Raw genomic sequence first — 25706 nt, 5'->3', positions numbered from 1 at the left:
GATGTATGATCGGGCGATGACGTTCCCCGCCCCCCCGCGCCGGGCCTGACCGGTGCTCTTCTCCCGCGCCGCGAGCCCGCTCGAGCCCCTCCTGCCGCGCGAGGCCGTCCTCTGGGCCTTCCGCCTCCTCCTCGGCCGCGAGCCGGGCGCGGAGGAGATCGAGACCCATCGCCGCCACCCCTCGCCCGAGGCGCTCCGGCGCGCCCTCCAGCCCGCCGCCTACCAGATTCCCGTCTGGCTGCTCGCCCCCCCGGCCTCGCCGCTCGTGCCCTGGATCCTCGAGCCGCCGAGCCTCGCCCGCCCGACGAGCCAGCTCTGCACCGCCGGCCAGTTCGACGAGCCCGACTACGCCGCCTGGTGCGCGACGATCGCGGAGACCCCCCGCCCGCACCGCAAGCAGTGGGAGTTCTGCTGGATCCTCGCCGCCCTCCGCGCCGCCGACGCCATCCGCCCCGGCGCCCGCGCGCTCGGCTTCGGCGTGGGGACGGAGCCGATCCCGGCCATGCTCGCCTCGCACGGGGTGACGGTGGTGGCGACGGATGCGCCGCCCGGGGTGGTGGACGTCCAGGGCTGGAGCGAGACGCGCCAGCACTCCTCGGACCTCTCGGGCCTTCACCGCCCCGAGCTGCTGGACGAGGCCGCCTTCCGCGAGCGCGTGAGCTTCCGCCCCGTCGACATGAACGCCATCCCGGCGGGGCTGCGGGGCTTCGACGCCTGCTGGTCCTCCTGCTGCTTCGAGCACCTCGGCGGCATCGCGGCCGGGCTCGACTTCGTGGAGAACTCGCTGGCGACGCTCCGCCCGGGCGGGGTCGCGGTCCACACCACCGAGTTCAACCTCGGCTCCAACGACCGCACGCTGGAGACGCCGGGGCTGAGCCTCTTCCGCCGGCGCGACATCGAGGGGCTGCTCGAGCGGCTGGCGGCGCGCGGGCACACGGTCTGGCCGCTGAACCTCCACCCCGGCGACAGCCCGCTCGACGCCTATGTCGACGCGCCGCCCTACGCGCTGCCCCACTTCAAGATCGAGGCCGAGGGAGAGGTGAGCACCTCCATCGGCCTCGTGGTGCAGCGCGGCGCCTGAGGCGCCCTAGCCCGCCCGGACGAGGACGTGGCGCTTGCGGCCGGCCGAGAGCTTGGCCGCCCCGTCCCGCAGGTCCGCCAACGTCACCTCCCGCGCGAGGTCCGTCACGACCTCGTCGTTCAGGCGCAGGCCGGACTGGCCGACCAGCCGCCGCGCCTCGCCCTTGCTGGCCGCGAGCCCGGCGGCGACCGCGAGGTCGAGCAGCCCGGCGGGGAGCGCGGCGGTGATGGCGGGCAGGGTGTCGGCCGCCACCCCCTGCTCGAAGGTCGCGCGCGCCGTGCCGGCCGCGGCCTCGGCGGCCTCGCGCCCGTGGAGGAGGGCCGTCGCCTCGGTCGCGAGGATCTTCTTCGCCTCGTTCACCTCCGCGCCGCCGAGCGCCGCCAGCCGCTCCGTCTCCTCCACCGACAGCTCGGTGAAGAGGCGGAGGAAGCGGCCGACATCGGCGTCCTCCGTGTTCCGCCAGAACTGCCAATAGTCGTAGGGCGCGAGGCGGTCCGGGTTCAGCCAGACGGCGCCGGCCGCCGTCTTGCCCATCTTGGCGCCGGAGGCGGTGGCGAGCAGCGGCGTCGTGGCCCCGAAGACCTCGGCCCCGTCCACCCGCCGGTTCAGCTCCACGCCCATGACGATGTTCCCCCACTGGTCGCTGCCGCCCATCTGGAGGGCGACCCCGTGGCGGCGCCGCAGCTCCAGGAAGTCGTAGGACTGGAGGAGCATGTAGTTGAACTCGAGGAAGGAGAGCGGCTGGTCGCGGTCGAGCCGCAGCCGCACGCTGTCCATCGTCAGCATCCGGTTGACGCTGAAGTGCCGGCCGATGTCGCGGAGGAAGGGGATATAGGCGAGGCCGTCGAGCCAGGCGGCGTTGTCGAGCATCAGCGCGTCGCCCGCACCGTCGCCGAAGGCGAGGAAGGAGGCGAAGCTGCGTCGGATGCCCGCCTTGTTCTCCTCGATCTTCTCCGCCGTCAGAAGCTGCCGCCCCTCGTCGCGGCCCGAGGGATCGCCGATCTTCGTGGTGCCGCCGCCGAGCAGCGCCACGGGCTTGTGCCCGCATCTCTGCCAGAGCCGCAGCAGCATGATCGGCAGCAGGTGGCCAACATGCAGGCTGTCCGCCGTGCAGTCGAAGCCGACATAGGCGGGCAGGGCGCCCCCGGCCATGCGGGCCGAGAGCGCGGCCTCGTCCGTCACCTGGTGGATGTAGCCGCGCTGGCGGGCCAGACGCAGGAACTCGTTCGTCATATCGGGCGTGCTGTCGGGCATCGAGCTGTCAATCGGACCTTGCAAAGCGCCCCGCGCCTAGCACAACTGGCGCCATGCTGCGAACCATCGGGCTGATGAGCGGGACCTCCCTCGACGGGGTGGACGCCGCCTATGTGGAGACGGACGGGGAACGGGTCGGGCGCTTCGGCCGGGCGCTGACCATCCCCTACCCCCCTGCGCTCCGGCGGGACCTCCGGGCGCTGCTCGACGCGGCGCCGGCCCTGCACGCGGCGGGGCGCCTGGCCGGGGACCCCGCGCTGCTGGACTGCGCGCGGCGCCTGACCGAGCACCACGCCGAGGCCGTGGCGGCGCTCGGTGCGCCCGCCGACCTCATCGGCTTCCACGGCCAGACGATCCTGCACCGCCCCGCCGCGCGCCCCGGCGAGCGCGGCCACACCTGGCAGATCGGCGACCCCGCCCTGCTGGCCCGCCGCACGGGGGTGGAGGTGGTGCACGACTTCCGCTCGGCGGACGTGGCCGCGGGCGGGCAGGGGGCGCCGCTGGTGCCCGTCTTCCACCGCGTGCTGGCCGAGGCGCTGCCCAAGCCCGTCGCCCTCCTCAACCTCGGGGGCGTGGGCAACGTGACCTGGATCGGGGAGGGGGGCGAGCTCGTCGCCTTCGACACCGGCCCCGCCAACGGCCCGCTCGACGACCTCGCGCGCCGCGCGCTGGGCCAGGACTGCGACCGGGACGGCGCGCTGGCCGCGGCGGGGCGGGTGGACGCGGCGGTCCTGGCGCGGCTCTCGGCGCACCCCTACCTCGCGGCCCCGCCGCCCAAGTCGCTTGATCGCCTCGACTTCGACCGCGCCATCCGGGAGGCCGGGGTGCCGGGGCTGGCGCCGGCGGACGCGGCGGCGACGCTGGCGGCCTTCTGCGCGGCCTGCGTCGCCGCCGCGGTCCGCCACCTCCCGGCGCCGCCGCGGCAGTGGCTGGTGGCGGGCGGGGGACGCCGGAATCCGGCCCTGATGCGGGCGCTGGAGGCGGCGCTGGCGGCCCCCCTGCGCCCGGCGGAGGCCGAGGGCTGGGACGGCGACGCGCTGGAGGCCCAGGCCTTCGGGGTGCTGGCCGCCCGCGTCGCCCGCGGCCTGCCCCTGACCTTCCCGGGCACGACCGGGGCACCCCGGCCGATGACGGGCGGCCGGCGGGTGCCGGCCTTCAGCTAGAAGGGCCCTTTTCTCAGCCTGGGTGGGTGACGGCGACGGAGGGCGCGGTCATGCCGAGCGACCCGGCCGCCATGGCGTTCTCCGCCGGGGAGCCCGCGAGGACGTAGCCGCGCTCGATCAGCTTGCGGGTGTAGTAGCGGTTGTACATGAAGGCCCAGACGACCATCGCGATGAGCGATCCGATCCCGAGGGTGACGATGCCCAGGGCGAAGAGAACCGCGAAGCCGCCGAGGAAGACGGCGAAGTCGCCGCGAAACAGGGCGGGCAGGGTGCCGAAGAACAAGGTGGTCCAGGAAAAGCCGTAGAAACCCTGCTTGGTCAGGCCGGTGGACGGCTGGTGAAGGGTAATTCGCTTGGCCATGGGTCGCTTCCCTTGAAGCGCCCTCAATATCGATTCCGAAACGAAATGGCAAGGCCGGCCCGCAGAAGGCAGGTTTGCAAAAGGTAAGGGGCGGCGCCCTCTCGGTGCGCCGCCCCTGGCCGTCGTTCCGGGTAGTAGGTTCAGTCCGCCGCCATCGACATCCGCGCGCGGTTGAGGACCGTCATGACGTGGTCCTGCGTGGCGTCGGCCACCCGCGCCGTCTGCTCGGGGGTGAAGACGTGGGTCGCGCCCTCCATCACCCGGTAGTCGATCTTGATACCCTTCTGGGTGTTCAGCTTGTCCACCAGCTTCCGCACGGAGGGCTCGGGCACCAGCTCGTCCGCCTCGCCGTGCAGGATGAGGCCGGAGCAGGGGCAGGGGGCCAGGAAGCCGAAGTCGTAGTGGCTGGCCGGCGCCGCGATGGAGACGAAGCCGCCCATCTCCGGACGCCGCATCAGCACCTGCATGCCGACATAGGCGCCGAAGGAGTAGCCGGCCACCCAGAGCATGGAGGCCGCCGGGTTCACCGCCTGCAGGAAGTCGAGCGCCGCCGTCCCGTCCGAGATCTCGCCGATGCCGCCGTCGTAGCGGCCCTGGCTCTTGCCGACGCCGCGGAAGTTGAAGCGGAGCGTGGAGAAGCCCATCAGCCGGAAGCGCTCGTAGAGCGCGTGCACGACGCGGTTGTTCATCGTCCCGCCATGCAGCGGGTGGGGGTGCAGAATGAGGGCGGTGGGCGCGTTGGGCTGCTTGGAGTGGTGGTAGCGACCCTCGAGCCGACCGTCGGGACCGGCGAACATGACCTCGGGCATCATCACCTTCCGCCCCGCAAGGGGCGTCTATCTGGGGTGGGCCGGTGCCCCGCGGAGGGCCGCCCCACCTGTTTCTTCATGGCCGGCACCCGGGACCCCATCCTGGAGTCGCTCCCGGACGGAGCGGGTTCCACCCGCGCCCCTCGAGGGAGGCCGCGGGCGGAGCCCGTTCCGCCGATGGAACCGGTTTCAGAACGTTCCGTCAAACCGGCCCCGCCCCCGCGGAGGGGGGTGGCCAGGGGCGACGGCGGCGCGTCCGATCCGTGTTCCGGGGGTGCCATCTGCCCCACGCGGCCTTCCGGTACGAGGGACAAGCGCAATATAGGCATCGCCCGACGGGATTCATAACCAAAACATGGCATGGCCTCATGAATCAGTATGCATGGCTGCCGCCCGCCTCCGTCCTGGCCTCGCGGGCCCGGCGGGGCGGTGGGGCTGACATGCGCCTTTCGACCCGCGGTCGCTACGCCGTGATGGCGCTGACGGAGATGGCGCGACGCGGACTGGACGGTGCCAAGGGGGCGCCGGTGACGCTGGCGGAGATCGCCCAGGCGCAGATGCTGTCGGCCGCCTACATGGAGCAGCTCTTCGCCCGCCTCCGCCGCGCCGGCCTGGTGCGCTCGGCCCGCGGGCCCGGCGGCGGCTACCGCCTCGGCCGGGCCGCCTCCGCCATCACGGTGGCGGAGATCGTGGAGGCCGTGGACGACACCATCGCCGGCGGCGCCGAGGCCGCGGAGACCCCGGACATGCCCCCCGACCAGCGCGACCTCTGGCGCGAGCTGGGCGAGCAGGTGCGCTTCTTCCTCTCGGCCATCACCCTCCAGGACGTGGTGGAGGGGCGCACGATGGGGCGCGCCGTGCCCGTGCCGGGGGCCGTCGCGAGCAACGGCCCGGGGGAGGAGGAGGGGTGACGCCCCTCTACCTCGACGCCAACGCCACCGAGCCGCTGCGGCCGGAGGCGCGGGCGGCGGCGCTCGCGGCCCTGGACCTGGTCGGCAACCCCTCCTCCGTCCACGCCGACGGGCGGGCGGCCCGGCGGGTGCTGGAGGAGGCGCGCGCCCGGGTGGCCGCGCGCTTCGGGGCGGCGGCGCGGGACGTGGTCTTCACCTCCGGCGGCACCGAGGCGAACGCGCTCGCCATCGCCTCCCTCCGGCGCGGGCGGCGCGTCCTCGCCGGCGCCACCGAGCACCCGGCCGTGCTGCGCGCCGCCGAGGGGGCGGAGACGCTTCCCGTCCTCGGCGACGGCACCCTCGACCTCGAGGCCATGGCGCGCGCCCTGACGGAGGGCGCCCCGGCCCTGGTCTGCCTCATGGCCGCCAACAACGAGACCGGCGTGATCCACCCGCTCGCCGAGGCCGCCGCCCTCTGCCGCCGGCACGGCGCCCTGCTGCACCTCGACGCCGTGCAGGCCGCCGGGCGCATCGCCCTTTCCTTCGCGGAGAGCGGGGCCGACAGCCTGGCCGTCTCCGGCCACAAGATGGGCGGCCCCAAGGGCGCGGGCGCGCTGCTGCTGCGGCCGGGGCTGGACCTCGCGCCCCTCGTCGCGGGCGGCGGGCAGGAGCGCGGGCGCCGGGGCGGGACCGAGGCGCTGCCCGCCATCGCCGGTCTCGGCGCGGCCGCGCTGGCCGCCGATCCCGCCGCCGCCGCGCGCCTCGCGCCCATGCGGGACGCGATCGAGGCCGCGCTCGGCCTGCCCGTCGCCGGCGCGGGCGCGCCGCGCCTGCCGAACACCGCCTGCCTCGTCCTGCCCGGCGTCCCCGCGGAGACCCAGGTGATCGCCCTCGACCTCGAGGGTGTCAGGGTCTCGGCCGGCGCCGCCTGCTCCTCCGGCAAGGTGGCGCGGAGCCCCGTGCTGGCGGCCATGGGGCTCGGCGAGGCGGCGGGCGAGGCCATCCGGGTCTCGCTGCCCTGGAACGCGCCCGACGACGCGGTGGAGCGCTTCCTGGCCGCCCACCGCACGGTCCGCGCGCGCCTGCGCCCCGGGAACGGGGGCGGGGCGCTCCGCGCGGTGGGCTGATCCGCGCCCGCGGGGCCTCGTCCGGGCGGCCCGCCTCGCCCATCTTGAGGGGATGACGGCCGCCCCGAACCGCCCCGCCTACCTCGACAACCACGCGACCACGCCGCCCGACCCGCGCGTGCTCGCGGCCATGCGCCCGTGGTGGGAGGCGAACTTCGCCAATCCCGGAAGCGTGGAGCACGCGCTCGGGCGCGAGGCCGAGGCGGCGGTGGAGGCGGCGCGGGCCCATGTCGCTGATCTCATCGGGGCGGAGCCGAGGGAGGTGGTCTTCACCTCCGGCGCGACGGAGTCGAACAACCTGGCCATCAAGGGCGCGGCCCGATTCGCGGCCGCCCAGGGCACGGAGCGCCGCCGGGTGGTCACGCTGGCCACCGAGCACAAATGCGTCCTCGAGAGCCTACGCGACCTCGCGGCCGAGGGCTTCGAGCCGGTGTTCCTGCCGGTGCGCCCCGACGGGCTGCTCGACCCCGAGTCCCTGCGGGAGGCGCTTGCCGTGCCGACGCTCCTCGTCAGCGTCATGGCCGTGAACAACGAGATCGGGGTGGTTCAGGACATCGCGGCCCTCGCCGCCATGGCGCGCGCCGCGGGCGCCCTGTTCCACACCGACGCCGCCCAGGCGGCCGGGCGCATGCCGCTCGACGTCGGGGCGCTAGGCGTCGACCTCCTCTCCCTCTCCGCGCACAAGCTCTACGGGCCCAAGGGGATCGGCGCGCTCTACGTCCGCCGGCGCCCGCGGGTGCGCCTCGCGCCGCTGCTCTCGGGCGGCGGGCAGGAGCGGGGACTGCGCTCGGGCACGCTGCCCGCGCCGCTCGTGGTCGGCTTCGGCGAGGCGGCGCGGATCGCGCGGCTCGAGATGGCGCTCGACGAGGGCCGGATCGCCGGCCAGCGGGACCGCTTCCTCGCGGCGCTGGAGGCGGGCATCCCGGGGCTGCGGGTGAACGGCGACCGCGCGCGGCGCGTGGCGGGCAACCTCAACCTCACCCTGCCCGGCGGGGTGGACGCCCAGGCGGTGATGGCGGCGGCGCCGGGGGTCTGCGTCTCGACTGGCAGCGCCTGCTCCTCGGCCAGCGTGGAGCCCTCCTACGTCCTCCGCGCGATCGGCCTGCCGGAGGCGGAGGCACGCGCGACCTTGCGGATCGGCATCGGCCGCTTTACCTCGCCCGCCGAGGTGGACCGTGCGGCGGCCGAGCTGTCGCGGGCCTGGAACGGGGTGCGGCACCGGGCGGCGGCGGAGTGAACGCCCCCACCGGCCCGCGGGCGAGGAGAGAACGATGCCGAAGATGACCTTCGTCGAGCGGGACGGAACGCGCCGCGAGGTGGAGGCCCCGCTCGGGCTCTCGGTGCTCGAGATCGCCCACAAGCACAACGTGGACATCGAGGGCGCCTGCGAGGGCAGCCTCGCCTGCTCCACCTGCCACGTCATCGTGGAGGCCGGCTGGTTCGCCAAGCTCGAGACGCCGACCGAGGACGAGGAGGACATGCTCGACCTCGCCTTCGACCTGCAGGAGACCAGCCGCCTGGGCTGCCAGCTCATCATGACGCCGAAGCTCGACGGTCTGGTGGTGAAGCTGCCCGCCGGCAGCCGGAACGCCGGATGACGCCTCCCGCCCCCTACGGCCGCGAGGGCGGGCTGTTCCGCGCCCTCCGGTCGGCGGCGGCGCGGGAATGGGACGCCTATTGCTGGCACCCCTTCGTGCGGGGCCTGGCCGAGGGCACGCTGCCGCTGGCGGCCTTCCGGCGCTACCTCGTGCAGGACTACCTCTTCCTCGTGCAGTTCGCCCGCGCCCAGGCGCTGGCGGTGGTCAAGGCCGAGAGCCTGGAGGCCATGTGGGCCAAGGGCGCCGTCGTGCAGGCCATCCTCGACGAGACGAAGCTGCACCTCGTCTACTGCTGGGACTGGGGGCTGGACGAGGCCGCGGTGCTGGCCGAGCCCGAGGCGCCCGAGACCGTCGGCTACACCCGCTGGGTGATGGACCAGGGCTTCCGGGGCGACATCCTCGACCTGGAGGTGGCGCTCGCCCCCTGCACGGTCGGCTACGGGGAGGTCGCCCGGCGGATCGAGGCGCATCCGGGCCGCCTTCGCGAGGGGAATCCCTACGAGAACTGGATCGTCCAGTACGCCAGCCCCGACTACCAGGCGGTGGCGCGCGCCTCCGCGGAGCGTCTGGACGCGCTCGGCGAAACCCATGGCGGCGCGGCCCGCCTCGCCTCCCTCGCGCGCGTCTTCGCGGAGGCGTCGCGGCTCGAGGCCGACTTCTGGCAGATGGGGCTCGACGCGGCGTGAGGATCCTAGTCGCCATGTCCGGCGGCGTGGACAGCAGCGTGGTCGCGGGCCTGCTGGCCGAGGCCGGCCACGAGGTGATCGGCGCCACGCTCCAGCTCTACGACCACGGCGCGGCCGTCCAGAAGAAGGGCGCCTGCTGCGCGGGCCAGGACATCCACGACGCCCGCGACGTCGCCGACCGCCTGGGCATCCCCCACTACGTGCTCGACCGCGAGAGCCGCTTCCGCGACGCCGTCATCGGCGACTTCGCCGACAGCTACGCCCGCGGCGAGACGCCCATCCCCTGCGTGCGCTGCAACCAGACCGTGAAGTTCCAGGACCTCGTGGCGCTGGCGCGCGACCTCGGCTGCGAGGCGCTGGCCACCGGCCACTACGCCCGGCGCGTCGAGGGGCCGGGCGGCGCCGAGCTGCACCGCGCGGCGGACCCCGCGCGCGACCAGTCCTACTTCCTCTTCGCGACCACCCGCGACCAGCTCGCCTTCGCCCGCTTCCCGCTCGGCGACATGCCCGACAAGGCGGCGGTGCGGCGCGAGGCCGCGCGGCTGGGCCTCGCCGTCGCGGAGAAGCCCGACAGCCAGGACATCTGCTTCGTGCCGGAGGGCCGCTACCACGACCTCGTGGCGCGGCTCCGCCCCGAGGCGGCGGAGGCGGGCGAGATCGTCGACGGGGTCGGGCGCGTGCTCGGGCGCCATCAGGGCCTCGCGCGCTACACGGTGGGCCAGGCCCGCGGGCTCGGCCTTCCCGGCGAGGCGGGGCTGCGCGTCGCCGCCCTCGACCCCGCCCGCCGCCGGGTGGTGGTGGCGCCCGCCGCCGCGATCCCGGTGCCGGAGGTCACTGTGGGGGAGGTGAACTGGCTCGCCGCGCCGCCCGAGGGGGCCTTCGCCGCCACCGCGAAGTTCCGCGCGCGGGAGGAGCCGCAGCCCGTGACGGCCGCCTGGGACGCGGCCTCGGGGCGCCTCGTCGTGAGCCCGGCGCAACCCGTGATCGCCGCCCCCGGCCAGGGCTGCGTCCTCTACGACGGGGACCGCGTGCTCGGCGGCGGGTTCATCCGCGCGAGCGTGCGGCGCGTGGTTGACAGTTCGGCGCCGGCGGCATAGTTCCGCGACCCCGGCAGGTGGCACGCTCTGGCGGGGTAGCTCAGCTGGTTAGAGCACGGCACTCATAATGCCGGGGTCACCGGTTCAAGTCCGGTTCCCGCTACCATTCGGCGCCGCCACCTGCCGGTCCCCACCCCCGCCGCCGTTCCGCCCCGCGCCATTCCCGGCCGGGCCGCGAAAGAACGCTGTAAGCTTCCTCCCCTAGACGACCCTCGTCCGCGAGCCCCGCGGGAACGGGAGGGTTTGGCGGATGGCTCCGATGGATGGTGGTTTCGGCCCGGGCGCCCTCGCCGCGCCCGGCCTCTCGGGTGCCCCGCGCCTCTCCGTGCTGCTCTGCGTGCGCGACGAGGCGGAGCGCATCCCGCCGCTCCTCGCCGCCCTCTCCTTCGCGGACGAGGTCATCCTCGTCGCCGACCGTTCGACCGACGGCACCGTCGGCCTCGCCAGCCGCCTCGGCGCCGTGGTGGTGGAGGGCGCCTGGCCGCTGGAGGGCGACCGCAAGCGGGCGGGGCTTGAGGCCGCGCTCGGCGAGTGGGTGCTGGAGCTGGACGCGGACGAGATGCCCGACGCCGAGCTCGTCGTCGCCGTTCGGCGCGTCGTCTCGGCGCCGGGCGGGCCGGACTACTACCAGGTCCGGATCGACAACCACGTCGGCGGGCGGCTGATCCGCCACGGCTGGGGCGGCTCCTTCGGCACCTCCTCGGCGGTCCGCCTCTACCGGCGCGGCGCGAAGTCCTGGGGGCCGCAGCGCGTGCACCCGCGGGTCCGCTTCACGGGGCTGGAGGGGTCGCGCCTGCCCGGCGCCCTCCGGCACGACGTGGACACGGACGTGTCCGACATGCTCGCGCGCCTCGACCGCTACTCGCGCCTGCACGCGGCGGACCTGCGGGAATCGGGGAAGCTGGGCGGGGTGCCGCGCAACCTCCTCCGCGCGGCCAGCCGGTTCTACAAGGCCTATGTGCGCCGCCGCGGCTGGCGGGAGGGGCACTGGGGCTTCCTGATCGCCCTCATGGCCGCGCTCTACCCGCTGCTCGCGACGCTTCGCGGGCACCTCGAGCGGCCGGAGGACTGAGGCCCGGGGCTGGGGAGCGCGGCGCGTGTGGTGGTGGCGCCTGCGCGGGGAGCTCGCGCGCTGGGACCGGGCCGGGCGGCGGCCGCGCCTCTGGCTGCGCGACGACGACGCGCGGGCGCCCTCGGCCGCGCTCGACTCGCTCCTCGCCCTCACCACGCGGCACGGGGTCCCGCTCGCCCTCGCGGTGGTGCCGCAGGGGGAGGCGCTGCCGGCCCTCGCCGCGCGCCTGGCCAGGGCGCCGCACGCCGCGGTGATCCAGCACGGGACCGACCACCTCGACCGGCGCGGCGGCCCCGCGGCGGAGTTCCGGGACGACACGCCCCCCGAGGCCGCCGCGGCCGCGCTCCGGGCCGGCGCCGCGCGGCTGCGCGCCGCCTTCCCGGCCGCCCTGCCGGTCTATGCCCCGCCCTGGAACGCGCTGCAGCCGCCGCTCCTCCCGGGCCTGCGGGCGGCGGGGTTCCGGGCCGTCTCGGGCTATGGCGGGATGGCCGCGGAGTGGTCGGGGCTGGAGCGGGTTGACGCCCACGCGGACCTGCTGCGCTGGAAGCCCCGGGCGCGCTGCCGCGGGGAGCGGCGCTTCGTCGCCCGCCTCGTCCGCGGCCTCGCGGAGCGGCGCCGGGAGGGGGAATGGTCCGTCCCGCTCGGCGTCCTCGCCCACCACCTGGACCACGACGCCGGCGCCTGGCGGCTGCTGGACGGGCTTCTCCGCGCGACGCCCCGCGAGGCCTGGGAGGGATTGCCGGCGCTGCTGCGCGGCTGAGGCGCCGGGACCCGTTGCCTTCCCGCGGGAATGACGCAACCTCCCGCCCGGGTCTCCCGCCCCGGAGCTATCGCATGAAGGTCCTCGTCCTCGGCAGCGGCGTCATCGGCGTCACCACCGCCTGGTATCTCGCCCGCGCCGGGCACGAGGTGGTGGTGGTCGACCGGCAGGAGGGCGCGGGGCGCGAGACGAGCTTCGCCAACGCCGGGCAGCTCTCCTACGGCTACTCCTCGCCCTGGGCCGGGCCGGGCGTGCCGCTGAAGGCCGTGAAGTGGCTGCTCATGCACCATCGCCCCTTCGTCTTCTGGCCGCGCCCCGACCCCGCGATGCTCTCCTGGCTCGCCCGCATGGCCGCGAACTGCACGGAGCGCGCCTACCGTCGCAACAAGGGCCGCATGGTGCGGGTCGCCGAGTACAGCCGCGTGGCCCTGGCCGAGCTGCGGGCGGAGACGGGCATCGCGTTCGACCACCGCGCGCGGGGCACGGTGCAGCTCTTCCGCACCCAGAAGCAGCTCGACCACGTCGGCGACGACACCGGCGTGCTGGATGAATACGGCGTTCCCTGGGAGCTGCTGGACCCCGCCGGCTGCATTGCCGCTGAACCGGCCCTCGCCCGCGTGCGGGAGCGCTTCGTGGGCGGCCTGCGCCTGCCCCAGGACGAGACGGGCGACGCCTTCCTCTTCACCCAGCGCCTGGCCGAGAAGGCGCGCGCGGCCGGCGTCGCCTTCCACCTCGGCGTCAGCGTCGCCGGCATCCGGGCGGAGGGCGGACGCGTCGCCGCGGTGGAGACCGACCACGGCGACTTCGCGGCCGACGCCTACGTCGCCGCGCTCGGCAGCCACACGCCGGCGGTGCTGCGCCCCCTCGGGCTGCGCCTGCCCGTCTACCCCATCAAGGGCTACTCCCTCACCCTGCCGGTGACGGAGATCGAGGCGGCCCCGGTCTCCACCGTCATGGACGAGACCTACAAGATCGCGATCACGCGGCTCGGCAGCCGCATCCGCGTGGGCGGCACGGCGGAGATCGCGGGCTTCAGCACCAGCCTCCGCGTGCCCCGGCGCGAGACGCTGGAGCACTCGGTGCGCGACCTCTTCCCCGACGGGGGCGACATCGCCGCCGCGCAGTTCTGGACGGGGCTGCGGCCGATGACGCCGGACGGCACGCCGGTGATCGGGCGCACGCCGCTGCCCAACCTCTACACCAACACCGGCCACGGCACGCTCGGCTGGACCATGGCCTGCGGCTCCGGGCGGGTGCTGGCGGACATCGTCTCCGGCCGCGCGCCCGAGATCGACGTCGCCGATCTTGGTATCGCCCGCTACGGCGGGCGCTAGGCCCCTTGGCATCCGGGGCGCGGCTGCCGAGATGCGGTGTCGGCGCGGCCGTCCCGGCCGGCCGCCGGCGGCTCCCCTTCCAAGGGACGGTCACGGACTGTAGAAATGCGCAAACCACGAGGGAGTGTCGCATAATGCTGCAGCTCGGCCAGGTCGCCCCCGATTTCGAGGCCCGGACCACCCAGGGCCCCATCCGCTTCCACGAGTGGCTCGGCGCCTCCTGGGGCATCCTGTTCAGCCACCCCAAGGACTACACCCCCGTCTGCACGACGGAGCTCGGCTACACCGCCCGGCTGAAGCCGGAGTTCGACCGTCGCGGGGTGAAGGTCATCGGCCTTTCCGTGGACACGCTGGACCGGCATGAGGGCTGGAACGCGGACATCGAGGAGGTCGGCGGCACCGCCGTGAACTTCCCGATGATCTCGGACCCCGACCGGGCGGTCGCGACCCTCTACGGGATGATCCATCCCGAGGCCGACGCGGCGGTGACGGTGCGGACTGTCTTCGTGATCGACCCGAGCAAGAAGATCCGCCTCATGCTGATCTACCCGCCGAGCGCCGGCCGCAACTTCGACGAGGTGCTGCGCGTGATCGACAGCCTGCAGCTGACGGACCGGCACAAGGTGGCGACCCCCGTGAACTGGAAGCCCGGCGAGCGCGCGATCGTCGCGGCCAGCCTCTCGGACGAGGAGGCGCGCGCGCGCTTCCCGCAGGGCTTCGAGGCGGAGAAGCCCTATCTCCGCTGGGTCGACCAGCTGGAACGGACCTGATCCGGTGGCGGGCGGCGTCGCGCCGGACTTCTGGGGGGCCGTGGGCAACACGCCCCTGATCCGCCTGCGCCGCGCCTCCGAGGAGACGGGCTGCGAGATCCTCGGCAAGGCCGAGTTCATGAACCCCGGCGGCAGCGTGAAGGACCGCGCGGCGCTCGGCATCCTGCAGGAGGCCGTCGACCGCGGCCTCCTCGTGCCCTTCCAGCCCGGCACGATCGTGGAGGGGACGGCGGGGAACACCGGCATCGGCGTGGCGCTGGCCGCCAACGCGCGTGGCTGGAAGTCGGTCATCGTCGTGCCGGAGACGCAGAGCCGGGAGAAGATCGACTTCCTCCGCATGATCGGCGCCGACGTGCGGCTGGTGCCGCCGAAGCCGCTCAGCGACCCCGGCCACTACGTGAACACCTCCCGCCGCCTCGCGGAGGAGATGGGCGCGGTCTGGGCGAACCAGTTCGACAACCTCGCCAACGCCGCGGCGCACGAGGCGACCACCGGCCCCGAGATCTGGGAGCAAACCGATGGGAAGGTCGACGCCTTCACCTGCGCCTGCGGCACGGGCGGCACGCTCGCCGGCACCGGGCGGGCGCTGAAGGCGCGCAAGCCCGGCGTGCGGATCGTGCTCGCTGACCCGCACGGCTCGGGCCTCTTCTCCTGGGTGAAGACGGGCACCGTCTCGGCCGAGGGGAACTCGGTCACCGAGGGCATCGGGCAGGGCAGCAAGGTGCCCGGCAACCTCCAGGGCGCGCCGATCGACGACGCCGTCCGCATCGGCGATCCCGAGGCGCTGGCGCAGTGCTTCGCGCTCCTGTCGGAGGAGGGCCTCAGCGTCGGCGGCTCGGCGGGGCTGAACGTGGCGGCGGCGATCGCGGTGGCGCGGGAGATGGGGCCGGGGCACACCATCGTGACCATCCTCTGCGACAGCGGCGCGCGCTACCAGTCGAAGCTCTTCAACCCGGACTTCCTGCGCGAACGCGGGCTGCCCGTGCCGCCCTGGCTCGCATGATCGGGGAGGCGATCGAGATCGCGCGCAGCATCCGCGCGCGCGACCCGGCGCGGCCGACGGTCGCGGAGTCCTTCCTCTGCTACGCCGGGCTGCACGCGGTGCTCTGGCACCGCCTCGCGCACCGCCTCTGGCGCGCGGGCTTCCGGGCGCCGGCGCGCTGCGCGTCCCATCTCGGGCGCTTCCTGACGGGCATCGAGATCCACCCGGGCGCGCGGATCGGGCGGCGGCTCTTCATTGACCATGGCATGGGCGTCGTGATCGGCGAGACCGCGGAGATCGGCGACGACGTCCTTATCTACCACGGCGTGACGCTCGGCGGCCTGACGACGAAGCCCGGCAAGCGCCACCCGACGCTGCTGGACGGCGTCGTCATCGGCGCGGGCGCCCAGGTGCTCGGCCCCATCGTCATCGGCCGCGGCGCGCGGGTGGGGGCGAACGCGGTCTGCGTCGACCCCGTGCCGGACGGCGTGACCGTCGTCGGCATCCCCGCCCGCCCGCCGGGCCAGCCCTGCGCGGACCCGACGGCCGGCTACGGCATCGCGCCCGGGGGGGCGGACCCGGTCGCCGAGCAGATCGCGGCGCTCCGGGCCGAGATCGCGGCCTTGAGGGAGCGGACCTCCCTCAAGGCCTGACGCCTCACCCCGCCTTCGCCTCGCGGCGGCGGCGGGTGAGGACGAACTCGGTGTAGCCGTTGGGCTGCGCCGCGCCCTCGAAGACGAGGTCGCAGGCCGCGCGGAAGGCCACGCCGTCGTAGCTCGGCGCCATCGGCGTGTAGGCGGGGTCGTTCGCGTTCTGCCCGTCCACCACCTTCGCCATGCGGCGCATCGTCTCCTCCACCTGCGCCCGGTCCACGATGCCGTGGCGCAGCCAGTTGGCGATGTGCTGGGCGGAGATGCGGAGCGTCGCGCGGTCCTCCATCAGCCCGACGTCGTGGATGTCCGGCACCTTGGAGCAGCCAACCCCCTGGTCGATCCAGCGCACGACGTAGCCAAGGATGCCCTGCGCGTTGTTGTCGAGCTCCGCCTGGATATCCTCCGGCGCCCAGTTGGTGTTCTCGGCGAGGGGGATGGTCAGCAGGTCCGAGAGCTTGGCGCGCTTGCCGCCCGCAGCCAGCTCGCCCTGGCGCGCGGCCACGTCCACCTGGTGGTAGTGCATGGCGTGCAGCGTGGCCGCGGTGGGGGAGGGGACCCAGGCCGTGCTGGCGCCGGCGCGCGGATGCCCGACCTTCTGCTCGAGCATGGAGGCCATGGCGTCGGGCGCCGCCCACATGCCCTTGCCGATCTGCGCGTGGCCGCGCAGCCCGCAGGCGAGGCCGACATCGACGTTGTTGTCCTCGTAGGCCGCGATCCAGGGCGCCTTGCGCATGTCGTTCTTGCGGACGACGGCGCCGGCCTCCATCGAGGTGTGGATCTCGTCGCCGGTGCGGTCGAGGAAGCCGGTGTTGATGAAGAACACGCGCTCCTTCGCCATGGCGATGCAGTTGGCGAGGTTGACGGTGGTGCGCCGCTCCTCGTCCATGATGCCCATCTTGAGCGTGTTGCGCTCGAGGCCGAGTGCGGCCTCCACCTCGCCGAACAGGGCGACCGCCCAGGCCACCTCGGCCGGGCCGTGCATCTTCGGCTTCACGATGTAGACGCTGCCGGCCGGGCTGTTCATCCGCTTGCCGCGGAGGTCGTGCAGCGCGATCAGCGAGGTGACGTAGGCGTCGAGGATCGTCTCCGCCGTCTCCAGCCCGTCCAGCGTCACCGCGTCGGTCATCATGTGGTGGCCGACGTTGCGGATGAGCATGAGCGAGCGGCCGCGCAGCACGAGCTCGCTCCCGTCGGGCGCGGTGAAGCGGCGGTCGGGGTTGAGGCGCCGCTCGAGCGTCTCGCCGCCCTTCTCGAAGCTCGCCGAGAGGTCGCCGCGCATGAGGCCGAGCCAGTTGCGGTAGACGCCGACCTTGTCCTCGGCGTCCACGGCCGCGACCGAGTCCTCGGCGTCCATGATGGTCGACAGCGCGGCCTCGAGGACGAGGTCGGCGACGCCGGCCTTGTCGGTGGACCCGATCGGGTGGTTGCGGTCGATCACGATCTCGAGGTGCAGCCCGTTCCGGGCGAGCAGGATCGCGGAGGGCTCGTCGGGGGTGCCGGCGTAGCCGCGGAACCCCGCGGGGTCGCGCAGCCCCGTCGTGCTTCCGCTGTTCAGCAGCACGCTCAGCTTGCCGCCCTCGACGCGGTAGGCGTTGGCGTCGGCGTGGCTGCCCTCCGCCAGCGGCGCGGCCTCGTCCAGCACCGCGCGGGCGCGGGCGATGACGGCGGCGCCGCGCTTCGCGTCGAAGCCCCGGGCCTTGGGGCCCTCCTGCGGGATGGCGTCGGTGCCGTAGAGCGCGTCGTAGAGGCTGCCCCAGCGCGCGTTGGCGGCGTTGAGCGCGTAGCGCGCGTTGTTCACGGGGACCACGAGCTGCGGGCCGGCCAGGCGCGCGATCTCGTCGTCGACGTTAGCGGTCGTGACCTCGAAGGGCGCCGGCGGGTCCAGCAGGTAGCCGATGCCGCGCAGGAAGGCCTCGTAGGCCTCGGGGTCCACCGGGCGGGCGGGGTTGGCGCGGTGCCACTCGTCGAGGCGGTTCTGCAGGCTGTCGCGGTCCGCCAGCAGGCCCTCGTTCTTCGCGCCGAGCCCGCGCAGGCTGGCCTCCATGGCCGACCAGAAGGCGGCGGCCTCCACCCCCGTTCCGGGAAGGGCCTCCTCCTCGATGAAGCGGCGGAGGACGGGGGCGACCTCCATACCCTGAGCGGCTGCGGACACGCGGCGTCCTCCTGTTCGTTCCCCCCGCCCCATAAAGCCCCGCGCGGTTCCCGGCAAACCGGTTCGGGGCCTTGCCCGCGCGCCCGGGCGGCGCGACCCTCGCCGGCCAACCCCCGCCCGGTGACCGATGACCGACCTCGCCGCCTACGCCCCGCCCCCGCACACAGGCCAGCACTGGGCGCTCTCCAAGCCCGCCGCCTCGGGCAAGGGGGGGGTGGTCGCCTCCCAGTCCCGGGCGGCGGCCGAGGCCGGGGTGGCGGTGCTCGAGGCCGGCGGCAACGCGGCGGACGCGGCGGTGGCCGCCGCCTTCGCGCTCGCCGCGGTGGAGCCCTGGAACAGCGGCCTGGGCGGCATCGGCTTCGCGGTGGTCCACCGCCCCGGCGCGGCACCGCTGGTGGTGGACTTCGGCCCCGTCGCCTCCGCCCGCGTTGATCCCGCGGCCTACCCGCTGACGGGCAAGTGGAAGCAGGACCTCTTCGCCTGGCCGGAGGTGGTGGGGGACGTGAACATCCACGGGCCGCTCTCCTTCGTCATCCCCTCCTCGGTCGCCGGCTACGACCTGCTGCGGGAGCGCTTCGGGACGGGGATGGGGCTGGACCGGCTGCTCGGCCCCGCGATCGCGCTGGCGGAGCGCGGGCTGCCCCAGGACTGGTTCACGCTGCTGAAGGTCTCCTCCTCCGCCCGTGTCCTGCGGCTCTACGAGGAGAGCGCGCGGATCTACCTGCCGGACGGGCTGCCGCCGAACCCGCCCTACCAGGGGGCGCCCGGCTTCTTCCCCATGGGCAACCTCGCCGAGACCCTGACGCGGCTGCGCGACCGCGGGCTGCGAGACTTCTACGAGGGAGGCCTCGCCGCCGACCTCGCGGCCGACATCGCGGCGATGGGCGGGGTGGTGGACGCGGCGGACCTCGCCGCCTGCCGCGCGACGGTGCGGCCGGCGACGCCGATCGCCTGGCGCGGCACCCACACGATCCACACCGCGGGCGGGCTGACGGCGGCCCCCACCATGGCCGCGGTCGTCGCCGGAATGAACCGCCTGCCGGTGGAGGAGGGGCCGGACGCGGCGTGGTACCGCGGCTTCGCGCGCGCCATGCGCGACGCCTACGCCGAGCGCCTGGCCGGCCTCGGCGCCGCGAAGGAGACGGCGGAGACCTGCACCACCCACCTGACCGTGACGGACGGGGAGGGGATGATGGTCTCGGTGACGACGACGCTCCTCTCCTCCATGGGCAGCCGGGTCGTGCTGCCGCGGACGGGCGTGCTGATGAACAACGGCATGATGTGGTTTGACCCCGAGCCCGGCAGCGCCAACGCCATCCGCCCCGGCGCGCGCCCGCTCTGCAACATGAGCCCGGTGACGGTCACCCCGGCCGGCGACGACACGAACCCGGTCATGGCGACCGGCGCCTCGGGCGGGCGGCGGATCCTGGCCAGCGTGCTGCAGATGCTCGCCTTCACGCTCGATTTCGGCACGGGACCGGAGGAGGCCGCGCACCGCCCGCGCATCGACGTCTCCGGCCCCGACGGCGTTACCGCCGACCGGCGGCTCGCGCCCAACATCCTCGACGGCCTCGCGCAGGACGGCGCGCTGGAGGTGGTGGAGCACGCGGTGCTGCCCGTGAACTTTGCCTGCCCGAACCTCATCGCGCGGGAGGGGGGCGTCGCGACCGGGATCAGCGACGTGATGTCGCCCTGGTCCGCGGCCCTGGCGGCGCGGGCCTGAGCCGCCAGGGTGAGCCGCCGAACGGGGCGCCTCACCCCGGCACCGCGACGGGCGCCAGGTCCTGGTACCAGGACTGCGCCTGGGTGAAGCCCCGCACCCGCGGCGAGAGCGCGCGCGGGTTGAGGTCGTGCACGGCCCAGAGCCACATCGCCTGGTCCACCAGCCGCGCGTGCAGCCGGGCGAGGATCGCGTCCTGCTCGCCCGGCACGAAGGCGTTGCGGGCCTCGATGCCCAGCCGGTCGGCCTCGGGGTCGTCGTAGAGGCCCCAGTTGAAGCCGGAGGTGCGCTGCGAGAGGACGGCGGGCCCGATGAGGCCGATCTCCGGGTCCCAGAAGCCCCAGGAGTTGTTGATCCCGTGCCGCCCGGCATTCTCGGGGCTGTCCGCGCCGGAGCGCCGGCGCCCGCGCAGCGTCTCCCACTCCAGCACCTCGAAGTCGACGTCGATGCCGACCTCGCGCAGGTCCTGCTGGATCGCCTCGTTCATCGGCAGGGGCTGCATCTGGCCGGAGCCGGAGGGGGCGATGACGATGCGGGCGCGGACGGGGTTGCGCGGCGAGAAGCCGGCCTCGCCGAGCAGCCGCCGCGCCTCGGCCTTGTCGTGGCGGAGGTCGAAGCGGGGCGTGCCGAACCAGGGGTGCCCCGGCGTCACCATCCCCTTGGCCGGCACCGCGAGGCCCTCCAGCATCCCCACCAGCGCGTCGCGGTCGACCGCGAGGTTCGCGGCCTGGCGCACGCGGAGGTCCTTGAAGGGGCTGTCGCCGACGAAGGAGAGCTGCCAGGGCCAGATATGCGGGTAGGTGTTCGTCACCATCCGCATCCCCGCGCGGCGAAGCTGGGCCGCGGCGTCGGGCGGCGGCGCCTCGATCCAATCCACTTGCCCCGAGAGCAGCGCCGCGACGCGGGCGTTGCCGTCGGGCACGGGCAGCAGCACCAGGCGGTCGGAGCGCGCCATGCGCGCGGCGTCCCAGTACTCCGCGTTGCGCACCATCTCCGCGCGCTGGCGCGGCACCAAGCGGTCCAGCCGGAAGGGGCCCGTGCCCGAGGGATTGGCCGCGAAATTGTCCCAGCTGCGCCCCGAGGCCTCCCAGCGCGCGGGGGAGGAGAGGAAGATGTTGGGCAGCTGGTAGGGAAACACCGCGTCCGGCGCCTTGGTGGTGATCGACACCGTCATCGCGTCGATCTTCCGCCAGGAGGCGATGCCGCCGGCGTAGAGCGCGGCCTGCGCCGCCTGCAGCCGGTCGTAGTGCGGCGCCTCGCGGTCGAGCAGCTTGGCGAGATTCCAGGTCACCGCGTCCGCGTCGAAGGCGGCGCCGTCGTGGAAGCGCACGCCGGGGCGGAGGCGGAAGGTCCAGACCCGCTTGTCCGCCGCGTCGACCAACCACTCGGTCGCCAGCGCCGGCCGCAGGCCGGCGGCGCGTCCGGCATCGGAGAGGTCCCAGGCGACCAGCGGGTCGTAGAGGGTGATGCCCATGAAGCGGCTTCCCTCCTGCCCCTGGGTGGGCTGGCCGGTGACGGTCGGCAGGTCGGCCAGCGTCATCGCCACCCGCAGCGTGCCGCCCGCGGCCTGGGCCAGGGCGGGATCGGAGAGCGTCGCGCCGCCGGCGAGGGCGAGGGGCGCGCCGAGGAGCTGGCGCCGCCTCATGCCGCGGGCGCCCCGGCGCGGGCGCGGAGCATCCCCAGCACCCCCTCGGCATCCGCGAGGTCGGCGTATTTCTGCCCCATGTCGAAGAGGCTCGCCTCGTGCGGCCCCTCCGCGCGGTCGCCCACGCAGTCGACCAGCACGAGCGGCCGGAAGCCGTGCGCCGAGGCGTCCACCACCGAGGCGCGCACGCAGCCCGAGGTGGTGCAGCCCGTGACGAGGAGGCTGTCGACGCCGCGGAAGGCGAGCCAGGAGGCCAGCGGCGTGCCGAAGAAGGCCGAGGCGTGGCGCTTCTCGGCCAGGAACTCGCCGGGCTGCGGCGCGCAGCCCTCGACGATCCGCGCGACCGGCGCGTCCCGCGTGAGGCGGAGCAGGCCCGGCACCTTCAGGCCGAAGGGCCCGGCGTCGGAACCGTCCTCCGCGCAGGTGTAGCGGACATGGGCGACCGGCAGGCCGAGCGCCCGGATCCGAGGCAGCAGCGCCGCGATGCCCGCGAAGGCGTCGGCGATGTTGTGGCCCCCGAAGACCGCCGGGTCCGCGAAGCCCTCCTGCGCGTCGATCACCAGCAGCGCGGGGCGCTCGCCGAGCCCCATGCGTCGGCCGAACTCCTGGCGGGCGAAGACGGGATCGGGTCCGGGCATCGGGGCTCTCCTTGCGTCCGCCGCGGGCGCAGCAAGGACGGTGCCACGCCGCGGGGCGGCAGCGCCACGATGGTGCTCGGGCGCCGGGCCCTGCGGCGTAGCGCGCGGCACGCGGATTGCTGGAACCCCAACGACGGGTCCTGCCCGATGACGCCCGATGACGCCCGATGACGAAGGATCGCCCATGCTCCATCGCCGCCGCCTCCTCGCCGCCAGCGCCGCCGGCCTCGCGCTGCCCGCCCTCGCCCGCGCCCAGGCCGGGTGGCGGCCGCGCCAGCCGATCCGCCTCATCGCCACCTTCCCGCCGGGGGGCCTCGCGGACGTGGTGGCGCGGCTCGTCGCCCCCGGCATCGGGGCCGCGCTGGGCGGCACCGTGGTGGTGGAGAACCGCCCGGGCGCCGGCGGCACCATCGGCGCCGACGCCGCGGCCAAGTCGGCGCCGGACGGGCACACGCTGGTCATCAGCCACGCCTCGCCCCACGGCATCGCGCCCGGCATCTACCCGAGCCTTCCTTACGACCCCGTCGGTGACTTCACCCATCTCGCCATGCTCTGCGACACCGCGAACGTGCTCATGGTGAACAAGGGCTCGCCCACGCCGACGCTGGACGCCTTCCTCGACCGGGCGCGGGGCGCGGGCGCGCGCTACGGCTCGTCTGGCATCGGCTCGATCACCCACCTGATGGGCGAGGTGCTCACGCGGGAGGCGCGGGCGCCGCGGCTCGACCACGTGCCCTACCGCGGCAGCGCGCCGGCCATGCAGGACCTCTTCGCCGGCCATATCGAGAGCGTCTTCGACCCGCTGACGACCAACGTCGCGATGATCCGCGACGGCACCGTGACGGCGCTCGCGGTCTCCTCCGCCGGCCGCGTGCCGGCGGTGCCGGAGGTGCCCACCTTCGCCGAGCTCGGCCTGCCCGCCCTCACCGCCACGACCTGGATCGGCGTGTCGGGGCCCAGGGGGCTGCCGCCCGCGGTCGCGGAGGCGGTGCAGGCGGCCGTGCTGGCGACGACCGGCCAGCCCGAGATCCGCGCGAAGATGGCCGACCTCGCCTCCTATCCCCCCGCCGCGCCGCTGACGGGCGCGGCCTACACCGCCATGATCGCCGCCTTCGCCGCCCACTGGACAGCCGTCGCAAAGGGGGCGGGGGTCACGGTCTCCTGACGCGGCCGCGGCCGGGGCGTCAGGCGGGGTGCCGCTTCCGCCGCGGCCCCGGCGGGTCCATCCTGGGGCGACGCTTCCTCCAGGGTATCGAATGACCGCCACTGACCCCGCGCTGATGAGCGCGGAAACGCTGCTCGCCCTCTACGCCCGCCGCGCCCTCAGCCCCGTCGAGGCGCTCAAGGCCGTGATGGAGCGGGTGGCGCGCCACAACCCCGCGATCAACGCCTTCGCCACGATGAGCCCGAACGCCCTGCGCCAGGCCGGCGAGAGCGAGGCGCGCTGGGCCGCGGGGCGCCCGATGGGCGTGCTCGACGGCGTGCCCTGCACGGTGAAGGACCTGCTGAACATGGCGGGCCTGCCCACCCGCCGCGGCAGCCGCACCACCGACCCCCGCCCGGCGACGGAGGACGCGCCGGCGGTCATGGGGCTGAAGGCGGCGGGCGCCGTCATCATCGGCAAGACCACGACGACGGAGTTCGGCTGGAAGACGCCCGGCGACTGCCCGCTGCACGGCATCACCCGCAACCCCTGGGACTTCAAGCGCACCACCGGCGGCTCCTCCTCGGGCGCCGGGGCGGCCGCGGCCGCGGCCTTCGGGGCGCTGCACGTCGGGACCGACGCCGGCGGCTCCATCCGCATCCCCGCCGCCTATTGCGGCATCGTCGGCATGAAGCCGAGCTACGGGCGCGTGGCGCAGTGGCCGCACGGCGCCTTCTCGGCCGTCGCCTGCGCGGGGCCAATGGCGCGGAGCGTGCGCGACGCCGCGCTGATGCTGAACGCGATCGCCCGCGCGGACGCGCGCGACCCCCTTTGCCTGCCCGACGAGCCCCGCGAGTGGCGCGCGGGCATCGAGGACGGGGTGCGCGGCATGCGGATCGCCCTCGTCCGCCGCTGGGGCTACGAGCCGCCGCTCGACGCGGACGGCGAGGCCGCCCTCGCACGCGCCGTCGACACCCTCCGCGCCGAGGGCGCCCTGGTAGAGGAGGCGAGCCCCGAGCTGCCCGACACGCGGCAGATCTTCGGCCGCGTCTGGGGCGTGGCGCTCGCCAAGCTCGTCGCGGCGACCCCCGAGGCCAAGCGGGGCGACCTCGACAGCGGCCTGGAGGAGGTGGCGCGGCGCGAGGGCGGGCTGTCGGCCATTGACTTCCTCGGCGCCGACGCGCTGCGGGTGGAGGCGGCGCACGCGATGGGCCTCTTCCACCTTCGCTACGACCTGATCCTCACCGCGGCCACCCCGACCGCCGCCTTCGCCGCCGACCAGCCGACGATCCGCCCCACGGACGCACTCTGGCGCGACTGGGCCCCCTGGACCTTCGCGCAGAACCTGACGCGCCAGCCCGCCATTGCCCTTCCTGCCGGCCTCGACGCGGAGGGGATGCCGCGCGCCGTGCAGGTCGTGGCGGCGCAGGGCAGGGACGACCTCTGCCTCCGCGGCGCGCGGGCGCTGGAGCGGGCGCTGGCCATGCCGGAGGCGAACCCGGTGGGCTGAGCCGGGCTTGCGCGGGGCGGCCCGCGGGTCCATCCCGGCCGCCCCCCGACCCATCCTCACGGAGAGACCCTTGAGCGAGACCACCGAAGCCCGCGTCCTCGACTGGCTGTCCGGCCGCCAGGGCGAGATGCTCGCCGCGCTGGAGCGCATGGTGAACACCGACGGCGGCTCCTACGACAAGCCCGGCGTGGACGCGGTGGGCGCCCAGGTCCGCGGCTTCCTGGAGGGCCACGGCATCCCCGTCGAGACCATCCCGGGGTCCCGCTTCGGCGACTGCCTGCGCGCGACCGTTGAGGGCGGCGAGGCCGGCGCCTCCGGCAACGTACGCCAGAACATCCTGCTGATGGGCCACCGCGACACCGTCTTCCCCAAGGGCGAGCCGGAGCGCCGCCCCTTCCGCGTCGAGAACGGCATCGCCATCGGCCCCGGCGTCGCCGACATGAAGGCGGGGCTGGTGATGAACATGTTCGTCCTTGCCGCCTTCAAGGCGGTGGGCGGCGCGCCGGGCCCGCTGGTCGCGCTCTTCACGGGCGACGAGGAGATCGGTTCCCCCGAGGGGCGCCCGGTGATCGAGGCCGAGGCGCGCCGGGCCCGCGTCGTCTTCAACTCCGAGCCCGGGCGGGCGAACGGGGGCGTGGTGACGGGCCGCAAGGGCGGCGTCTTCATGGCGGTCGAGATCGAGGGCCGCGCCGCCCATTCCGGCGGCAACTTCGAGGCCGGCATCAGCGCCATCGGCGAGCTCGCGGCCAAGGTCACGGCCATCCACGCGCTGACGGACCTCGCGCGCGGGATCACGCTCAACGTCGGCCTCGTCAGCGGCGGGCAGAGCGTGAACACGGTCGCGCCGTCCGCCCAGCTCCAGATCGACCTCCGCTACGTCGAGCCGGCGGACCGCGACGAGATCATGGGGCGCATCCACGAAATCGTCGGGCGCTCCTTCGTGCCGGGCACCCGCAGCGCGATGACCATCCGCGGCGAGTTCCTGCCGCTGACGCAGAGCGCGGCCGCCGCGAAGCTGTTCGAGGCCTATGTCGAGGCCGCCGCCGAGAGTGGCCTCTCCGTCACCGGCGACTTCTCCGGCGGCTGCGCGGACAGCGGCTTCACCGCGGCGGTGGGCGCGCCCACCCTCTGCGCGGTTGGCCCCGTCGGCGGCAAGGCGCACAGCCCGGAGGAGTATCTCGAGGTCGCGACCCTCGTGCCCCGCGCCCAGGCCGTCGCGCGCGCGATCCTGCGGCTGGACCGGGCGGGCCTCTGAGGCAC

At 74.7% G+C, this 25706-nt stretch carries 24 protein-coding genes and 1 tRNA gene; 19 read left to right on the top strand and 6 right to left on the bottom strand.

From position 1 onward, the window contains the following. Positions 1-52: 52 nt before the first annotated feature. Positions 53-1081 carry a class I SAM-dependent methyltransferase gene (locus tag EAH89_RS14105; protein WP_140884169.1) on the top strand — a complete coding sequence of 343 codons (1029 nt, stop codon included), beginning with the start codon at positions 53-55 and terminating at the stop codon, positions 1079-1081. A 6-nt stretch (positions 1082-1087) separates the two neighbouring features. On the opposite strand, the gene tyrS is transcribed toward EAH89_RS14105, so the two are convergent. Continuing rightward, positions 1088-2335 (bottom strand): tyrosine--tRNA ligase, encoded by a 1248-nt coding sequence (gene tyrS, locus EAH89_RS14100; RefSeq protein ID WP_408906294.1) that lies wholly within the window; start codon positions 2333-2335, stop codon positions 1088-1090. 56 nt (positions 2336-2391) lie between these two features. On the opposite strand from tyrS, the gene EAH89_RS14095 reads away from it, so the two are divergent. Further along, positions 2392-3498 (top strand): anhydro-N-acetylmuramic acid kinase, encoded by a 1107-nt coding sequence (locus EAH89_RS14095; protein ID WP_456306504.1) that lies wholly within the window; start codon positions 2392-2394, stop codon positions 3496-3498. Positions 3499-3511: 13 nt separating this feature from the next. On the opposite strand, the gene EAH89_RS14090 is transcribed toward EAH89_RS14095, so the two are convergent. Both EAH89_RS14090 and EAH89_RS14085 read right to left on the bottom strand, forming a co-directional pair. Then, complete coding sequence (locus EAH89_RS14090) at positions 3512-3859, bottom strand: hypothetical protein (RefSeq protein WP_140884164.1); 348 nt, start codon at positions 3857-3859, stop codon at positions 3512-3514. 140 nt (positions 3860-3999) lie between these two features. Beyond that, complete coding sequence (locus EAH89_RS14085; RefSeq protein WP_140884162.1) at positions 4000-4668, bottom strand: alpha/beta hydrolase; 669 nt, start codon at positions 4666-4668, stop codon at positions 4000-4002. A 440-nt stretch (positions 4669-5108) separates the two neighbouring features. Between EAH89_RS14085 and EAH89_RS14080 the strand changes: the two genes are divergently transcribed. The 13 genes from EAH89_RS14080 (at position 5109) to cysE (ending at position 15637) form a co-directional block, all read left to right on the top strand. After that, entirely contained in the window at positions 5109-5579 is a 471-nt protein-coding gene (locus EAH89_RS14080; protein WP_140884160.1) for an Rrf2 family transcriptional regulator, read from the top strand. Further along, on the top strand, positions 5576-6685 hold the full coding sequence (locus EAH89_RS14075; RefSeq protein ID WP_140884157.1) for a cysteine desulfurase family protein: 1110 nt from the start codon (positions 5576-5578) through the stop codon (positions 6683-6685). The genes EAH89_RS14080 and EAH89_RS14075 overlap by 4 nt, the downstream gene beginning before the upstream one ends. A gap of 52 nt (positions 6686-6737) precedes the next feature. Then, positions 6738-7922, top strand: a complete 1185-nt coding sequence (locus tag EAH89_RS14070) for a cysteine desulfurase family protein (RefSeq protein WP_140884155.1) — start codon at positions 6738-6740, stop codon at positions 7920-7922. Between the two features lie 34 nt (positions 7923-7956). Then, positions 7957-8283, top strand: a complete 327-nt coding sequence (locus EAH89_RS14065) for a ferredoxin family 2Fe-2S iron-sulfur cluster binding protein (protein WP_140884153.1) — start codon at positions 7957-7959, stop codon at positions 8281-8283. Further along, positions 8280-8969 carry a TenA family protein gene (locus EAH89_RS14060; RefSeq protein WP_140884150.1) on the top strand — a complete coding sequence of 230 codons (690 nt, stop codon included), beginning with the start codon at positions 8280-8282 and terminating at the stop codon, positions 8967-8969. The genes EAH89_RS14065 and EAH89_RS14060 overlap by 4 nt, the downstream gene beginning before the upstream one ends. Beyond that, the gene (gene mnmA / locus EAH89_RS14055) at positions 8966-10066 is read left to right on the top strand and encodes a tRNA 2-thiouridine(34) synthase MnmA (RefSeq protein WP_140884148.1); all 1101 of its coding nucleotides are present in this window, start codon (positions 8966-8968) and stop codon (positions 10064-10066) included. The genes EAH89_RS14060 and mnmA overlap by 4 nt, the downstream gene beginning before the upstream one ends. A gap of 29 nt (positions 10067-10095) precedes the next feature. Then, a tRNA-Met gene (locus tag EAH89_RS14050) sits at positions 10096-10172 on the top strand. Between the two features lie 153 nt (positions 10173-10325). Continuing rightward, positions 10326-11138: a glycosyltransferase family 2 protein gene (locus EAH89_RS14045; RefSeq protein WP_140884145.1), complete on the top strand. Its 813-nt coding sequence runs from the start codon at positions 10326-10328 to the stop codon at positions 11136-11138. Between the two features lie 25 nt (positions 11139-11163). Then, a complete protein-coding gene (locus EAH89_RS14040) occupies positions 11164-11898 on the top strand; it encodes a polysaccharide deacetylase family protein (protein WP_140884143.1) in 735 nt (244 codons plus the stop codon). Between the two features lie 74 nt (positions 11899-11972). Further along, a complete protein-coding gene (locus EAH89_RS14035; RefSeq protein ID WP_140884141.1) occupies positions 11973-13232 on the top strand; it encodes a D-amino acid dehydrogenase in 1260 nt (419 codons plus the stop codon). Positions 13233-13363: 131 nt separating this feature from the next. Next, positions 13364-14002, top strand: coding sequence for a peroxiredoxin (locus EAH89_RS14030; RefSeq protein ID WP_140884331.1), 639 nt, complete (start codon positions 13364-13366; stop codon positions 14000-14002). A 4-nt stretch (positions 14003-14006) separates the two neighbouring features. Then, a complete protein-coding gene (locus EAH89_RS14025; protein ID WP_194152331.1) occupies positions 14007-15005 on the top strand; it encodes a cysteine synthase A in 999 nt (332 codons plus the stop codon). Continuing rightward, entirely contained in the window at positions 15002-15637 is a 636-nt protein-coding gene (gene cysE, locus EAH89_RS14020) for a serine O-acetyltransferase (protein ID WP_140884136.1), read from the top strand. The genes EAH89_RS14025 and cysE overlap by 4 nt, the downstream gene beginning before the upstream one ends. A 4-nt stretch (positions 15638-15641) precedes the next feature. Here cysE and EAH89_RS14015 read toward each other — a convergent pair whose 3' ends face one another. Beyond that, positions 15642-17768 carry a malate synthase G gene (locus tag EAH89_RS14015; RefSeq protein WP_140884329.1) on the bottom strand — a complete coding sequence of 709 codons (2127 nt, stop codon included), beginning with the start codon at positions 17766-17768 and terminating at the stop codon, positions 15642-15644. A 148-nt stretch (positions 17769-17916) separates the two neighbouring features. On the opposite strand from EAH89_RS14015, the gene EAH89_RS14010 reads away from it, so the two are divergent. Beyond that, the gene (locus tag EAH89_RS14010; RefSeq protein WP_140884134.1) at positions 17917-19512 is read left to right on the top strand and encodes a gamma-glutamyltransferase; all 1596 of its coding nucleotides are present in this window, start codon (positions 17917-17919) and stop codon (positions 19510-19512) included. 31 nt (positions 19513-19543) lie between these two features. Here the strand turns inward: EAH89_RS14010 and EAH89_RS14005 are convergent, their stop codons facing one another. After that, positions 19544-21154: an ABC transporter substrate-binding protein gene (locus EAH89_RS14005; protein ID WP_140884132.1), complete on the bottom strand. Its 1611-nt coding sequence runs from the start codon at positions 21152-21154 to the stop codon at positions 19544-19546. Further along, positions 21151-21792, bottom strand: a complete 642-nt coding sequence (locus EAH89_RS14000; protein ID WP_140884130.1) for an isochorismatase family protein — start codon at positions 21790-21792, stop codon at positions 21151-21153. Before EAH89_RS14000 ends, EAH89_RS14005 begins: the two co-directional genes overlap by 4 nt. 184 nt (positions 21793-21976) lie before the next feature. Here EAH89_RS14000 and EAH89_RS13995 point away from each other — a divergent pair, with 184 nt between their 5' ends. From EAH89_RS13995 to EAH89_RS13985, 3 genes are all read left to right on the top strand, one after another. Beyond that, positions 21977-22957 (top strand): Bug family tripartite tricarboxylate transporter substrate binding protein, encoded by a 981-nt coding sequence (locus EAH89_RS13995; RefSeq protein ID WP_161993588.1) that lies wholly within the window; start codon positions 21977-21979, stop codon positions 22955-22957. Positions 22958-23048: 91 nt separating this feature from the next. After that, a complete protein-coding gene (locus tag EAH89_RS13990; RefSeq protein WP_140884125.1) occupies positions 23049-24446 on the top strand; it encodes an amidase family protein in 1398 nt (465 codons plus the stop codon). A gap of 70 nt (positions 24447-24516) precedes the next feature. Continuing rightward, complete coding sequence (locus EAH89_RS13985; RefSeq protein WP_338325531.1) at positions 24517-25701, top strand: M20 family metallopeptidase; 1185 nt, start codon at positions 24517-24519, stop codon at positions 25699-25701. Positions 25702-25706: the final 5 nt, after the last annotated feature.

It is taken from the genome of Muricoccus nepalensis, from assembly GCF_006438825.1.
GTDB lineage: Bacteria > Pseudomonadota > Alphaproteobacteria > Acetobacterales > Acetobacteraceae > Roseomonas > Roseomonas nepalensis.
The sequence above is the reverse complement of the archived record's forward strand: the minus strand, read 5'-3'. Positions and strand labels throughout refer to the sequence as shown.

What these genes read in the sequence shown, in the direction of transcription:
- tyrS (WP_408906294.1), bottom strand. Translation starts at nt 2,335, where the DNA reads ATGCCCGACAGCACGCCCGATATGACGAACGAGTTCCTGCGTCTGGCC.
- EAH89_RS14090 (WP_140884164.1), bottom strand. Translation starts at nt 3,859, where the DNA reads ATGGCCAAGCGAATTACCCTTCACCAGCCGTCCACCGGCCTGACCAAG.
- EAH89_RS14085 (WP_140884162.1), bottom strand. Translation starts at nt 4,668, where the DNA reads ATGCCCGAGGTCATGTTCGCCGGTCCCGACGGTCGGCTCGAGGGTCGC.
- EAH89_RS14080 (WP_140884160.1), top strand. Translation starts at nt 5,109, where the DNA reads ATGCGCCTTTCGACCCGCGGTCGCTACGCCGTGATGGCGCTGACGGAG.
- EAH89_RS14070 (WP_140884155.1), top strand. Translation starts at nt 6,738, where the DNA reads ATGACGGCCGCCCCGAACCGCCCCGCCTACCTCGACAACCACGCGACC.
- EAH89_RS14065 (WP_140884153.1), top strand. Translation starts at nt 7,957, where the DNA reads ATGCCGAAGATGACCTTCGTCGAGCGGGACGGAACGCGCCGCGAGGTG.
- EAH89_RS14060 (WP_140884150.1), top strand. Translation starts at nt 8,280, where the DNA reads ATGACGCCTCCCGCCCCCTACGGCCGCGAGGGCGGGCTGTTCCGCGCC.
- EAH89_RS14045 (WP_140884145.1), top strand. Translation starts at nt 10,326, where the DNA reads ATGGATGGTGGTTTCGGCCCGGGCGCCCTCGCCGCGCCCGGCCTCTCG.
- EAH89_RS14035 (WP_140884141.1), top strand. Translation starts at nt 11,973, where the DNA reads ATGAAGGTCCTCGTCCTCGGCAGCGGCGTCATCGGCGTCACCACCGCC.
- cysE (WP_140884136.1), top strand. Translation starts at nt 15,002, where the DNA reads ATGATCGGGGAGGCGATCGAGATCGCGCGCAGCATCCGCGCGCGCGAC.
- EAH89_RS14015 (WP_140884329.1), bottom strand. Translation starts at nt 17,768, where the DNA reads ATGGAGGTCGCCCCCGTCCTCCGCCGCTTCATCGAGGAGGAGGCCCTT.
- EAH89_RS14010 (WP_140884134.1), top strand. Translation starts at nt 17,917, where the DNA reads ATGACCGACCTCGCCGCCTACGCCCCGCCCCCGCACACAGGCCAGCAC.
- EAH89_RS14005 (WP_140884132.1), bottom strand. Translation starts at nt 21,154, where the DNA reads ATGAGGCGGCGCCAGCTCCTCGGCGCGCCCCTCGCCCTCGCCGGCGGC.
- EAH89_RS14000 (WP_140884130.1), bottom strand. Translation starts at nt 21,792, where the DNA reads ATGCCCGGACCCGATCCCGTCTTCGCCCGCCAGGAGTTCGGCCGACGC.
- EAH89_RS13995 (WP_161993588.1), top strand. Translation starts at nt 21,977, where the DNA reads ATGCTCCATCGCCGCCGCCTCCTCGCCGCCAGCGCCGCCGGCCTCGCG.
- EAH89_RS13990 (WP_140884125.1), top strand. Translation starts at nt 23,049, where the DNA reads ATGACCGCCACTGACCCCGCGCTGATGAGCGCGGAAACGCTGCTCGCC.